Genomic DNA, 14101 nt, shown 5'->3' on the forward strand with positions numbered 1-14101 from the left:
TTTTTTTGTAAATGTGGAACAACTTTATTGTTTAGGTTGTCTATTAAGTATTACAGCATGAAGAAAGGAATAATTAGCATGAAAATTTACTAGCAAGTTTATATGTAAGTTTGATAAGGGTCATTATACAGTTTAGCACTTCTCATGCAAGTGGCAAAAAAATAGAGAGAAAACAGGAAGGGAGAGTTATTAATTCCGTATCTAAACGAAAAGAAATGGTTGCTTACAAGGATTAAGCAAAAAATTGAGGCAATATTTATAACCGATTATCGGTATCTAATATATAAGGAATGCTTTTAGTATTTGTAGCAATTTCTGAAAGGATTAAATGGAGGATTTATGAAAGAACAAAAAGGCAAGAAGCAGAAGACATATATATCTATTCGATTAAATATAATGTTCCTTTGCATATTTGTACTATTCTCAGCTATTATTATGCAGCTAGGAAAGGTACAAATCGTTGAGGGAGAGGCTTATAAGAACCAAGTGGAAAGTAGTCAAAATGCAATAACTAGTATTCCAGTTCCACGTGGACAAATTTTAGATCGAGAAGGGAAAACAGTTGTTAATAATAAATCTCTTCGCACAATTACGTATACAAGGATGAAGGGAATTACGAGTGAAGATATTTTAAAAACAGCAAAAGACTTGGCGAAAGTACTTGAAATGCCTGAACAAGATATAAATAAATTAACAGATATCGATAAAAAAGATTTTTGGATGCAGTTGAATTCGAAACGTGCGGAGACAAAGATTACTAAGAAAGATATAGAAAAGTTTAAAGAAAAGGGTATAGAGGGAAAAGAGTTAGATAAAAAAATAGAAGACTTAAGACGAGGTCGTGTTACAGAGGTAGAATTAGCAGAATTAACAGCACAAGATTTAAAGGTGTTAGCTATTAAAAGTAAAATGAGTTCAGGTTATCAACTAACACCACAAATCATTAAAAAAGATGTAACAGATGAAGAGTATGCGCGGATAAGCGAAAATCTTGCGAATTTTCCAGGAGTAGATGCAACTGTTGATTGGGAACGTAATTATGTAAACGGTAATTTATTTCGTTCTGTATTAGGAAATATTACGAGTAGTGAAGAAGGATTACCGAAAGAAAATTTAGATTCTTATTTAGTACGTGGATATAACCGTAATGATCGTGTTGGAAAAAGTTATATTGAACAACGATATGAAGATGTATTACACGGCACAAAAGAAGAAGTGAAAAATATTACTGATAAATCAGGAAACATTGTTAGCACAGAAATAATCTCTAAAGGAAAAAGTGGTAATAGTTTAACATTAACGATTGATATGGAATTACAAAAGAAAGTGGAAGAAAGTATAGAGAAAAACTTGAGAGCTTTTAAGAGTTCAGAGCCACTGCTCGATCGAGCTTTTGTTGTCATGACGAATCCAAATAACGGACAAATTTTATCAATGGCAGGCAAAAAGATTGTAGAAAAAGAAGGGAAAATAGAAGTTGAGGATTTGGCATTAGGAAACATGACAACTTCGTATGAGCTAGGGTCAGCTGTAAAAGGTGCTACTTTATTAACTGGATATGAGACAGGCGCAATACATCCAGGAGATCAATTTTATGACGCGCCGATGAAATTTAAAGGTACACAAGCTAAGAAATCGTGGAATGTATCCGGATTTGGTAATATTAATGATTTACGGGCTTTACAAGTATCTTCGAATGTATACATGTTCCAGACAGCTTTAAAAATTGCGGGAGTTAATTACGTACCAAATGGCTCATTGGATATTAAGCAAGGAGCATTTGATACGATGCGCTATTATTTCAAGCAATTTGGTTTAGGTGTCCCAACAGGTATTGATTTACCGAATGAAATAATTGGACAAACGAGAAAAGTAGATAGTCAACCTGGGTTTTTACTAGATTTTTCTATCGGTCAGTATGATACGTATACGCCGTTGCAATTAGCGCAATATATTTCAACGATTGCGAATGGTGGTTATAGAATGCAACCTCAAATTGTACAAGAAATACGAGAACAATCAATAAAAGAAGAGGTTGGCAAAGTTATACGTTCCATAGAGCCTGTCGTATTAAATCGAATTGATATGAAGAAAGAACACATTGATCGGATAAAAGAAGGGTTTAGATGGGTATTCCAAGAAGGTGATGGAACTGGCGTGAAATATTTCAAAAACGCGCCATATAAACCAGCAGGAAAGACAGGAACAGCCCAAACTGTATATGGTGGAGATGACCCGATTGGTAGAAATGCAAAAGGAGAACGTATGGAATGTTACAACTTAACGTTAGTTGGATATGCTCCATATGATAATCCAGAAGTAGCATTTTCCGTAGTAGTTCCATGGCTTCATGATGATAAAAATGGAATTAATTCTATAATCGGAAAGGAAGTATTAGATGTATACTTTGATTTAAAACAGCAACGTATACATGGTGAAGCTACTAGTACAGGTAGTTCTAAGCAAAATTAGAGTACTTTTCTCAGGGAAAGAACCTGTTCATATAAAGCCATTTATAAGTAAAAAAATGAAATATGAAATAGGAGATAGAGGCGTCGTAGCTACTATCTCTTATTTTGTTAATAACTCTCATACTAGCTATAATTTTTTTAGTTTATGGAACAAATTTGGTTCGGTGATTGTCTATTATGTGTACGTATAAAAAGGTGCTAAAAATTTGGAAGGAATGATGATTTTGAAAAATAAGAGGATGCTAAAAATAGGAATATGCGTTGGTATATTAGGTTTAAGTATTACAAGCCTAGAAGCTTTTACAGGAGGGGCACTGCACGTTGAAGCGAAAGAAAAGACTGGACAAGTGAAACATAAAAATCAGGCGATGCATAAAGAGTTCTCTCAACTTGAGAAAAAATTTGATGCTCGAGTAGGTGTATATGCGATTGATACTGGTACAAATCAAACAATTTCTTATCGATCTAACGAAAGATTTGCCTTCGCATCAACCTACAAGGCTTTAGCAGCAGGAGTATTACTACAGCAAAACTCAATTGATACATTAAATGAAGTAATCACATTTACGAAAGAAGACTTAGTGGATTATTCACCTGTTACAGAGAAACATGTAGATACTGGAATGAAACTAGGAGAAATTGCTGAGGCTGCTGTTCGTTCAAGTGATAATACTGCAGGGAACATTTTATTTAATAAAATAGGCGGACCTAAAGGATATGAAAAAGCGCTTAGAAAGATGGGGGATCGGGTTACTATGTCTGATCGCTTTGAAACAGAATTAAACGAAGCTATTCCAGGAGACATTCGTGACACTAGTACAGCGAAAGCAATTGCTACGAATCTTAAAGCTTTTACGGTCGGAAATGCACTTCCAGCTGAAAAACGTAAAATTCTTACAGAGTGGATGAAAGGAAATGCTACAGGGGACAAACTTATTCGTGCAGGCGTACCAACTGACTGGGTAGTTGGAGATAAATCAGGTGCTGGCAGTTACGGAACAAGAAATGATATTGCTATCGTTTGGCCTCCGAATAGAGCACCAATTATCATCGCAATTTTATCTAGTAAAGATGAGAAAGAGGCTAGCTATGATAATCAACTCATTGCAGAGGCAACGGAAGTTATAGTTAAGGCTCTTAGGTAATAGTATTTTAGTTTTCGCATTTTTAACATAAAAGTATTAAAAGTATAAAGTTAGAAAACGACTCTTTTCGTGTGATAAGAGTCGTTTTTGTGTTCTTATTATTAAAAAGGTAAAAGTAAAAATATAACGAATATATATGACGTATCTCATATGAAATTTTCTGTACTGTATTATTTTATTAATTTAAATAAATTTCAAGAAAGTATAATATAATTCAGTTAGCATATAGAAGTGTTTGATGAGAATATAAAGGAGAAAATATGAAAAAAAAGATTAATAGAATCGTAATGATTATTTGTATATTAGTAGGTTTTACAATCTTTTTATATTTACAGAACAATTTAATAAGTATAACTGAGGTTAAAATAACCTCTAGTAAAATACCATCCTCTTTTAAAGGGTATAAAATTCTACAAATTTCAGACTTACACAATAAAAAATTTGGCGATAATCAAGATGTGTTAATTCAAAAAATAAAAAGTATAGACCCAGATATTATTGCGATTACGGGTGATTTAATTGACAGTAAATCATACGATGCAGAAGTTAGTATGCAATTAATACGAGAAATTGTAAAGAAATATCCTGTATATTTTGTGACAGGAAACCATGAACAATGGTCTGGAAAGTATAACAATTTAGAAAAAGAGTTGAAGAAATATGATGTCAATGTTTTAAGGAATGAACATGTAGGCATTCGAAAGGGTGAGCAAGAAATAAACTTGCTAGGTATTGATGATCCAGAGTTTGTTACTGGAAACCGTGATGAAGGAAATATTATAATAGATGAAATTAAAAAAGCGAAAATTGAAATGCAGCCAGATAAATATAATGTATTATTATCCCATCGGCCTGAATTTATAAAGGAATATACGAATGAGAGGTTGGATTTGGTTTTATCGGGACATGCTCATGGAGGGCAAGTTAGATTGCCATTTATCGGAGGATTAGTTGCGCCAAATCAAGGTGTTTTACCTAAATATACAGCGGGTTTATATGTAGAACAAAATACATCAATGGTAGTGAGTAGAGGATTAGGAAATAGTATCATTCCGCAAAGGATTTTGAATAGGCCAGAAATTGTAGTCGTGCAGCTAAATTAAGCTGTACGATTTTTTTTATACAAAAATGAGTAAAGGGGCTTTCTGTATTTTGCAGGAGTAAACATTACAATTTTGTTAAAAATTTTCTACGTTACATAAAGTAACAAAATTTGACCCTCAGTGTTTGTTATAGTGTAAATAATCAAAAAACTTAAAATTTGTCGAGTGAAAATTGTGATAAGTAATTCATATAAAAAACTTAAAGGGGTGTACACATGCATAAAGAATATGAAATTGAAGAATACACGGCGATTGAGGAACAAATCCATTATTATTGTAAATGTTTATTAGTAAGTCATCCTGATCAAATAATAAAGTATTTAGAAAAAAGGTTAGAAAAATATGCAGAAACATTACAATATGCACATTTATATCCTGACACAGTTATTTTACCGTTACAGCAATTAGTTATCGAATATTCTTTAGACGTTGCTAGAATTCGGAAGTATATGAATTTAAAAACGTAAAGTGAAATTTATAGTTTAAATGAACCAGAGTCGACTTTAGGAAATGAAATTCTAATGTCGACTCTGTTTCATTTTTTAATATCGGTGATTGAACATACATACTAATCAACGAAGTTTGACATATAATTAAGCAAGAGTAAAATAAAAGTGAGTACTCACTCATTTTTATTGGAAAAGGAGGATGAAACGTGCAACAACCTTCAATTATTTTACGGACTGTATCAAAAAGTTTTGGAAAAAAAGAAGTGTTACACAATCTTTCATTGCAAGTTGAAAAAGCAGAGATTTTTGGTTTTGTTGGACCTTCTGGATCGGGGAAAACAACGCTCATTAAAATGATTGCAGGTATTAATGAGGCAACGAAAGGTGAAGTGCTTGTTAATAATACTAATATGCCTAATTTAAATGAAATGAAACGAATTGGTTATATGGCCCAGGCGGATGCATTATATGAAGAATTGTCAGCATATGAAAATGCAGATTTTATAGCAACGATGTATGGATTAAAGGGAAAAAGTAAAAAGACAAGAATTGCAGAGGTTTTTGAACTTGTACAATTGTCACAGTATATGAAAAAGCAAGTACAACAATTTTCAGGTGGAATGAAAAAACGCTTATCATTAGCAATAGCACTCCTCCATGAACCAGAAATATTAATTTTAGATGAGCCTACAGTGGGGATAGATCCGCTTCTTAGGAAAACGATTTGGGAAAAATTTTATGATCTTAAAAAGAAAGGCACAACGATTATTGTAACGACGCACATTATGGATGAAGCTGAATTTTGTGAGCGTCTAGGATTAATTAGAGAAGGGAAACTAGTTGCGGTTGGAACAACTGAAGAATTGAAAAAACGCGTGTCATCTGGACGGATTGAAGATGTCTTTTTGCTGGAAGAGGTGGTGCCATCATGAGAGTTACTGGTGTAATTATACGTATTATTCGTCAATTTTTTCGAGATAAGCGTTCGTTAGCAATGATGTTTGGAGCACCGATGTTATTACTTTGGCTTTTGTCACTAGTGTTTACACAGAAAGACTATATACCGCAAATTGCTGTTGTTGATATGCCTGCTCAAATAGTAAAAATGATGAAAAATCAAGAAGCGTCAATTTATGAATACAGTAAGGAAAAGGCGATTTCTGAGTTGGAAAAACAAAAGGTAGATGCAGTATTTCGTATAGAGAATGGAAAAATGAAACTTCTGTTGGAAGGTAGTGATTCGTCAAAAAATCGTGCTGTACTTCAAGTATTGCAAAAAAGCACAGAGAAGAATGATGTATCGATTATGAAACCTGAAGTAAATTTTTTACATGGCTCTAAAGACTTTACGATGTTTGATGGGCTTGGTCCTGTATTAATTGGTTTCTTTACATTTTTCTTTGTATTTATATTATCAGGTGTATCCTTCATAAGAGAACGTTTAAGTGGTACGCTAGAAAGGTTATTATCCACTCCAATAAGAAGATGGGAAATAGTCGCAGGTTATATTATTGGTTTTGGAATCTTTGCCTTTATACAATCCATTATTATCGTAAGTTTTTCCGTTTATATTTTAGATTTATACGTAGCTGGCTCTATATGGCTAACGCTACTTATTACATGTATGCTCTCTTTAACTGCACTAACATTAGGTACGTTTTTATCGGCATACGCAAATAATGAATTTCAAATGATTCAATTTATACCGCTTGTTATTGTGCCACAAATCTTCTTTTCTGGATTGTTTCCAATGGAATCTATGAACAAGTGGCTACAAATGTTAGGGAAAGTATTTCCACTCACATACGGCGCTGACGCAATGAGACAAGTGATGATTCGGAATCAAGGGTTTACAGAGATTGCATTAGATCTTACTGTATTATTACTTTTTTCAATATTATTTGCAGTAGGAAATGTATTTGCTTTAAAGAAACATCGCAAAATATAATAATGACAAAAAGGAGCTTTATAAATGCAGAAGGATTGGCTGGAGGAATTAATAGCTGCAACTAATACGGATAAAAGAAATGAACGTCAAATGCGAATATTAGAGGCGGCTGTTGATATGTTTGGAGAAAAAGGATACGCTTCAACTTCAACAAGTGAAATTGCAAAACGGGCTGGTGTAGCGGAAGGAACAATCTTCCGCTACTATAAGACGAAAAAAGATTTATTACTAGCGGTCGTAATGCCAACTTTAACTAAGTTCGCTGCACCATTTTTCGTACAAACCTTTGCAAAAGAAATATTTAAATCGGAGTATGAATCATATGAAAGACTTTTAAGGGTTGTAATTCATAATAGGTTTAAATTTGCTCAAAAACACTTTCCTATGATAAAAATATTAATTCAAGAGGTGCCATTCCAACCAGAACTGAAAAATGAAATACAGCAATTAGTAGAAACAGAACTGTTTTCACATTTCAAAAAGTTGATTGTGAAATTTCAAGAAGAAGGGGAAATTATTGAGATACCACCATCTTCCGTACTACGTCTTACTTTATCAGCTGTATTAGGTTTATTATTAACACGATTTTTATTATTGCCTGAAGAAAAATGGAATGATGAAGCGGAAATTGAAAATACGATTCAATTTATATTGTATGGATTAACTCCACGATTTTAATCGTTGAAGTGTGAATTACATACATTACTTTTAAGTAAAAATAAATCGCCTTTAAAAAGGCGATTTATTTTCATTATATATTTTTGATAAATAAGTGCTTGTTTACTAAAAACATTCTAAATCAGCGTGTTTCTTTGTCTCTTCTTCTAAGACCTAATAATCCTGCTAGTCCTAATAAACCAAGCCAAGCCCAATTATTATTTTTATCACGATTATCATTTAAATCATTTGTTGTATTTATATTTCGAGTTCTTACATCATTATTAACTCTGTCTAAGTTATTGTCATTTACTCGAGTTGAAATATCAGTGTTATTAACTCTATTCATATTATTTCCATCGTATTCAGCTTGCGTAGATGTACCTAAAAACATAATAGATAGTGTTAAAACACTCAAAATAGATGATAATTTCTTTTTCATAACAATCCCTCCTTTCTTAATCATTAATTTCTCCGAAGCATGTGTGTATTATTCATTTCACAATATCTAAACCCTCATTAATAGGGCGCACATTTATAGAAAATAGAGTTGAATGATTGTTAATGTATCATTGGATTTATATTTCTCATAAAAATAACTGAATCAAACTTTGCTTAAAATGTTAATCTTAGTACAATTTATATTATACGGACTAGTAATAAGGAGGTAATAAGATGCGACAATTTGCAAAACCTACAATCGTCGTAAGTAAATGTTTAGAATTTGATGCTTGTCGTTATAATGGAGAGATGATTCCAGATGTAACAATACGAAATTTGCAGCCATTTGTTACATTTATACCTGTTTGTCCAGAAGTCGAGATTGGATTGGGGACTCCTCGTGAAACGATACGAATTGTAGAAGAAAATGGTGAGAATAGACTTGTGCAACCGTCGACACGAGAAGATGTAACTGAAAAAATGGAACAGTTTTCAAATGACTTTTTACAAACGATATCGGATGTGGATGGTTTTATTTTAAAGAATCGTTCACCAAGTTGTGGTACGCGTGATGTGAAAATTTATTCTGGTTTTGAAAAAGCGCCAGCAAAGGGAAAAGGAGCTGGCTTATTTGGCGGAGCAGTAGTAAAAAATTTTTCGTATCTTCCTATTGAAGAGGAAGGTAGATTGTCGAATTTTATTATTAGAGAGCATTTCTTTACAAGGCTATTTACAATCGCATATTACAAAATGATTAAACACAATAAAAATATGAAAGAACTTGTATCGTTTCAGTCGGATAATAAATATTTATTTATGGCATATAATCAGGTGAAACAAAAGGAATTAGGTCGTATAATTGCAAATCAAAAAAATGAAAAGATTGAAGTGGTATTTGAAAACTATGAGAAGACTTTATATGAATTATTTATGCGTGCGCCCCGTTATACATCGAATGTAAATGTATGCGAGCACATTTTTGGATATTTTAAAACAAAGTTAAAAAAACAAGAAAAAGATCATTTTATAGAACTGTTACAAAAGTATGCAGAAAAGAAAATACCACTTAGTAGTTTACTTACAATTTTAAAATCATGGGCTATTCGATTTGATGAAAAGTATTTATTAAGACAAACATATTTCGAACCATATCCTGAAGCATTAGTAGAAATTTCTGATTCCGGAAAAGGTAGAGATTATTAAACAATAAATTACATAATTCGACACAAAACCTCCTATGTTGTTGTAGAACAATGTAGGAATTTTTTTGTGCATTAGTACAGAATCTGTTTTAAAATTAAGTTATGACAGAATTATAGCAATTGTCTAACTAATATTCTTGTCTTTTAAGTTGTTATGTTTGTAGTAGAAACTCGCACGCTGTCGAAACTCAATATTCGATAAGGGGTGTGTAGCGGAATGGAATTTACTCTAACTCGCGAAAAACAAATGATTAAAGAAATGGTACGTGACTTTGCTGAAAAGGAAATCGCACCGAAAGCTGTATATTATGACAAAACTGCAGAGTTTCCATATGAAACATTTCAAAAAATGGGCGAACTAGGATTACTAGGCATCCCATTCCCAGAAGAGTATGGAGGTTCAGGTGGCGATACAGTATCGTATGCTTTAGCAGTTGAAGAAATTGGTCGCGCTTGTGGTGGCACCGGTTTAAGCTATGCTGCAACAATTTCATTAGGTGCTTCTCCAATTTATTATTTCGGTACAGAAGAACAAAAACAAAAGTATTTAGTTCCAATGGCGTCAGGTAAAACATTAGGTGCCTTCGGATTAACGGAGCCGAATGCTGGATCAGATGCAGGTGGTACTCAAACGAAAGCGGTATTAGATGGTGATGAGTATGTAATCAGTGGTGAGAAGTGTTGGATTACAAACGCAGAGTATGCAAATACAATTATTGTAACCGCTGTCAACGGTATTGAAGAGAATGGTAGAAAACGTATTTCTGCATTTATCGTGCCTACTACGAGTGAAGGATTAACGATTTCAAGTCCTTACGATAAGATGGGTGTTCGCGCTTCTAATACTTGTGAAATCGTACTTGATGGTGTTCGTGTACCGAAAGAAAATATTCTTGGTGATGTAAATAAAGGCTTTAAACAATTTTTATATACACTTGATGGAGGGCGTATTTCAATCGCTGCATTGGCAGTTGGTATTGCGCAATCAGCCTTTGAACGTGCATTACAATATGCGAAAGAACGTCAACAATTTGGAAAGTCAATCTCTAATTTTCAAGCGATTCAATTTAAATTAGCTGATATGGCGACTGAAGTAGAGCTAGCACGCAATTTAGTACATAAAGCAGCTTGGTTAAAAGATAACGATAAACCTTTCGGCAAAGAAGCGGCAATGGCAAAACTATTTGCATCGGAAGCAGCAAGCCGTATTGCGAATCAAGCAGTACAGATTCATGGTGGATATGGTTATATGCGTGAATATGAAGTTGAACGACATATTCGTGATGCGAAACTATTAGAAATTGGTGAAGGAACTTCTGAAATTCAACGTCTCGTAATTGCTAGACATTTAGGATGTAGATAAAAGGGAGGAATCACTATGTTTCAAAAAATATTAATTGCGAATCGCGGGGAAATTGCTGTTCGTATTATGAAAACTTGTCAAAAACTTGGCATACGCACTGTTGCTATTTATTCTGAAGCAGATGAAAATGCCCTTCATGTGAAGATGGCAAATGAAGCTTACTTAGTAGGTGGACCGCGTGTTCAAGAAAGTTATTTAAACCTTGAAAAAATTATTGAAATAGCTAAGAAGACAAATGCAGAAGCGATTCATCCGGGTTATGGTTTATTATCAGAGAATCCGTCTTTTCCGGTTCGTTGCAAAGAAGAAGGAATCGTATTTATCGGTCCTTCAGAAGAAATCATTACGAAGATGGGAAGTAAAATCGAATCACGTATCGCAATGCAAGCAGCAGATGTCCCAGTAGTCCCAGGTATTACTACAAATATTGAAACTGCTGAAGAAGCAATTGAAATTGCAAAACAAATTGGTTATCCCTTAATGCTTAAGGCATCCGCAGGCGGCGGAGGCATTGGTATGCAGTTGATGGAAACTGAGCAAACGCTCACCAAAGCGTTTGAAAGTAATAAAACAAGAGCGCAAAACTTCTTTGGTAACGGAGAAATGTATTTAGAGCGATATATAGCAGATGCGCATCATATTGAAATTCAGCTTTTAGCAGATACACATGGTAACACAGTGTATTTATGGGAGCGTGAATGTTCGGTACAGCGCCGAAATCAAAAAGTAATCGAAGAAGCACCTTCACCATTTTTAGATGAAGGTACACGAAAGGCGATGGGAGAAGTTGCTGTACAAGCTGCCAAAGCACTTGGCTATACAAATGCAGGTACAGTTGAGTTTCTTGTAGATGATCAGAAGAACTTCTATTTCTTAGAGATGAATACGAGATTACAAGTAGAGCATCCAGTGACAGAAGAAATTACGGGATTAGACCTTGTAGAACAGCAACTCCTTATCGCAAGTGGAGAGAAACTATCATTTACTCAGGATGATGTAAAACGTAGTGGTCATGCCATTGAAGCTCGTATTTATGCAGAGGATCCGAAAACATTCTTCCCATCACCTGGGAAAATTACAGATTTAACATTACCGTCAAATGTACGGATTGATCACTTCTTAGAAAATCATGTAACGATTACACCTTTCTATGATCCAATGATTGCGAAAGTCATTGCACATGGCGAGACTCGTGAAGAAGCAATTTCGAAATTACATGATGCTCTAGAAGAATTAAAAGTAGAAGGTATTAAAACGAACACGCCAATGCTACTGCAAGTTTTGGAAGACGAAGTGTTCAAAGAGGGTATTTATACAACGGGGTTTGTAACGAAACAACTCGTTAAAAAATAAGATTTAACAATATTAAGGGGGAAAAAATGATGACGAAAGTATACGCATCGATGGCAGGAAACGTTTGGAAGATTGTTGTAGGAGTAGGAGATACAGTAGAGGAAGAGCAGGATGTCGTCATTTTGGAATCTATGAAAATGGAAATTCCAATCATTTCAGAAGAAGCTGGCACAGTTATGAAAATTAATGTGCAAGAAGGCGATTTTGTAAATGAAGGAGATGTATTATTAGAAATTGAATAGGGAGATATAGGGGGAAGCGAATTGAAACTACCTAATTTTGCTGTCATTAAAGAAGTCGGGCCACGTGATGGCTTACAAAATGAAAAAAAGATTGTTGGCACAAAAGATAAAGTAAAATGGATTCAACTACTTACAGAAGCAGGATTGTCGTATGTTGAAGTTTCCTCATTCGTTCACCCAAAATGGGTCCCTGCATTAGCAGATGCAAATGATGTATTTTCTGAGCTGAAAAGGGATCCAAATGTTACATATGCTGCGCTTGTTCCGAATCAAAATGGTTTGGAACGAGCTTTTTTGCAAAATGTAGATGAGGTGAATGTTTTTTTATCAGCAAGTGAATCTCATAATAAAAGTAATATTAATAAATCGATTAAAGAAGCATTAGTTGTAATTGAAGATATAACAAAACAGGCATTATTCGAAGGGAAAAAGGTAAGAGGCTATGTTTCTACTGTATTTGGATGTCCTTATGAAGGGGATATAAGTGTCACAGCAGTTGACGAATTATGTAATCAACTATTTTCATACGGCATTTATGAAGTTTCTCTTGGGGATACAATCGGTGTAGCAAATCCATTACAAGTAGAACAAGTATTAGAACATCTATTAAAGAAGTATGATGCTTCGCAGTTTGCAATGCATTTTCATAATACGTATGGAATGGCTCTAGCGAATGTAGTTAAATCATTAGAATACGGTATTAAAACGTTTGATAGTTCTTGTGGTGGACTCGGGGGCTGCCCTTATGCACCAGGAGCATCAGGTAATGTTGCTACTGATGACCTAGTACATATGCTCCATAAGTTAGGAGTCCAAACGAATATTGATGAAGAGAAGTTATTGAGAGCAAGTCAATTTATTCAAAGTAAATTAAATATCCAATTACCGAGTCATGTGTATAGAGCGCTTCAACATAAAACGATAAGTAGGTGAGAAGATGCTACAATTACAAAACATTTCAGTTGATTATGTAACACCTCACGTTGTAAAGATTTCGTTATATCGTGAAAGACAAGCAAACTCATTATCTTTAGCATTATTAGATGAATTACAAACTATATTAACTCAAATAAGTGAAGATTCAAACGTGCGTGTAGTTATTTTGACTGGTGCTGGTGAAAAAGCATTTTGTGCTGGTGCAGATTTAAAAGAGCGTGCCGATATGAACGAAGAACAAGTTCGCCATGCTGTTAGTATGATTCGCACTACTATGGAGATGGTTGAACAATTACCACAGCCAGTTATTGCTGCTATAAATGGAATTGCACTTGGTGGTGGTACGGAATTAAGTTTAGCTTGTGATTTTAGAATTGCTGCTGAATCTGCAAGTCTTGGTCTTACTGAAACGACACTTGCAATTATACCAGGAGCAGGTGGTACACAGCGCTTACCGAGATTAATTGGTGTTGGTAGAGCGAAAGAATTAATTTATACAGGTAGACGTATTTCAGCGCAAGAAGCAAAAGAATACGGTTTAGTAGAATTTGTTGTACCAGCTAATTTACTTGAAGAGAAAGCGATTGAAATAGCAGAGAAAATTGCTAGTAATGGACCGATTGCTGTTCGATTAGCAAAAGAGGCAATTTCAAATGGTATTCAAGTTGATTTACATACCGGATTACAAATGGAAAAACAAGCGTATGAAGGTGTAATCCATACGAAAGATCGAATAGAAGGATTACAGGCATTCAAAGAAAAACGCAAACCGATGTATAAGGGGGAGTAAA

14 protein-coding genes are annotated in these 14101 nt (G+C 34.2%); 13 read left to right on the forward strand and 1 reads right to left on the reverse strand.

What is annotated here, in order from left to right; translation table 11 throughout:
• Nucleotides 1-339 precede the first annotated feature (339 nt).
• The 7 genes from DOS87_RS13590 (at nucleotide 340) to DOS87_RS13620 (ending at nucleotide 7794) form a co-directional block, all read left to right on the forward strand.
• A complete protein-coding gene (locus DOS87_RS13590) occupies nucleotides 340-2472 on the forward strand; it encodes a peptidoglycan D,D-transpeptidase FtsI family protein (RefSeq protein ID WP_000662984.1) in 2133 nt (710 codons plus the stop codon).
• Nucleotides 2473-2689: 217 nt separating this feature from the next.
• A complete protein-coding gene (gene bla / locus DOS87_RS13595) occupies nucleotides 2690-3616 on the forward strand; it encodes a class A beta-lactamase Bla1 (RefSeq protein WP_142330558.1) in 927 nt (308 codons plus the stop codon).
• A gap of 260 nt (nucleotides 3617-3876) precedes the next feature.
• Complete coding sequence (locus DOS87_RS13600) at nucleotides 3877-4719, forward strand: metallophosphoesterase (RefSeq protein WP_000727189.1); 843 nt, start codon at nucleotides 3877-3879, stop codon at nucleotides 4717-4719.
• 215 nt (nucleotides 4720-4934) lie between these two features.
• On the forward strand, nucleotides 4935-5186 hold the full coding sequence (locus DOS87_RS13605) for a hypothetical protein (RefSeq protein ID WP_000548621.1): 252 nt from the start codon (nucleotides 4935-4937) through the stop codon (nucleotides 5184-5186).
• Between the two features lie 188 nt (nucleotides 5187-5374).
• Nucleotides 5375-6100 carry an ABC transporter ATP-binding protein gene (locus tag DOS87_RS13610; protein ID WP_001187074.1) on the forward strand — a complete coding sequence of 242 codons (726 nt, stop codon included), beginning with the start codon at nucleotides 5375-5377 and terminating at the stop codon, nucleotides 6098-6100.
• A complete protein-coding gene (locus DOS87_RS13615) occupies nucleotides 6097-7116 on the forward strand; it encodes an ABC transporter permease (protein ID WP_098578263.1) in 1020 nt (339 codons plus the stop codon). The genes DOS87_RS13610 and DOS87_RS13615 overlap by 4 nt, the downstream gene beginning before the upstream one ends.
• Before the next feature lie 24 nt (nucleotides 7117-7140).
• A complete protein-coding gene (locus DOS87_RS13620) occupies nucleotides 7141-7794 on the forward strand; it encodes a TetR/AcrR family transcriptional regulator (RefSeq protein WP_016512809.1) in 654 nt (217 codons plus the stop codon).
• Nucleotides 7795-7915: 121 nt separating this feature from the next.
• On the opposite strand, the gene DOS87_RS13625 is transcribed toward DOS87_RS13620, so the two are convergent.
• Nucleotides 7916-8215, reverse strand: coding sequence for a WGxxGxxG family protein (locus tag DOS87_RS13625; RefSeq protein ID WP_061660872.1), 300 nt, complete (start codon nucleotides 8213-8215; stop codon nucleotides 7916-7918).
• Between the two features lie 233 nt (nucleotides 8216-8448).
• Between DOS87_RS13625 and DOS87_RS13630 the strand changes: the two genes are divergently transcribed.
• The 6 genes from DOS87_RS13630 to DOS87_RS13655 all read left to right on the forward strand — a co-directional run bounded on the left by DOS87_RS13630 (nucleotide 8449) and on the right by DOS87_RS13655 (nucleotide 14100).
• The gene (locus tag DOS87_RS13630; RefSeq protein WP_001248644.1) at nucleotides 8449-9417 is read left to right on the forward strand and encodes a YbgA family protein; all 969 of its coding nucleotides are present in this window, start codon (nucleotides 8449-8451) and stop codon (nucleotides 9415-9417) included.
• Nucleotides 9418-9633: 216 nt separating this feature from the next.
• On the forward strand, nucleotides 9634-10779 hold the full coding sequence (locus DOS87_RS13635; RefSeq protein ID WP_000397279.1) for an acyl-CoA dehydrogenase: 1146 nt from the start codon (nucleotides 9634-9636) through the stop codon (nucleotides 10777-10779).
• 15 nt (nucleotides 10780-10794) lie between these two features.
• Nucleotides 10795-12132: an acetyl-CoA carboxylase biotin carboxylase subunit gene (locus DOS87_RS13640; RefSeq protein ID WP_000486742.1), complete on the forward strand. Its 1338-nt coding sequence runs from the start codon at nucleotides 10795-10797 to the stop codon at nucleotides 12130-12132.
• 26 nt (nucleotides 12133-12158) lie between these two features.
• Entirely contained in the window at nucleotides 12159-12374 is a 216-nt protein-coding gene (locus DOS87_RS13645; RefSeq protein WP_001987345.1) for an acetyl-CoA carboxylase biotin carboxyl carrier protein subunit, read from the forward strand.
• Nucleotides 12375-12395: 21 nt separating this feature from the next.
• Nucleotides 12396-13307, forward strand: a complete 912-nt coding sequence (gene mvaB, locus DOS87_RS13650; protein WP_000775435.1) for a hydroxymethylglutaryl-CoA lyase — start codon at nucleotides 12396-12398, stop codon at nucleotides 13305-13307.
• Between the two features lie 4 nt (nucleotides 13308-13311).
• Entirely contained in the window at nucleotides 13312-14100 is a 789-nt protein-coding gene (locus DOS87_RS13655; protein WP_000939814.1) for an enoyl-CoA hydratase, read from the forward strand.
• Nucleotide 14101 lies beyond the last annotated feature (1 nt).

The organism is Bacillus sp. CR71, from assembly GCF_003429245.1.
In the GTDB taxonomy this organism is placed as follows: domain Bacteria; phylum Bacillota; class Bacilli; order Bacillales; family Bacillaceae_G; genus Bacillus_A; species Bacillus_A thuringiensis_S.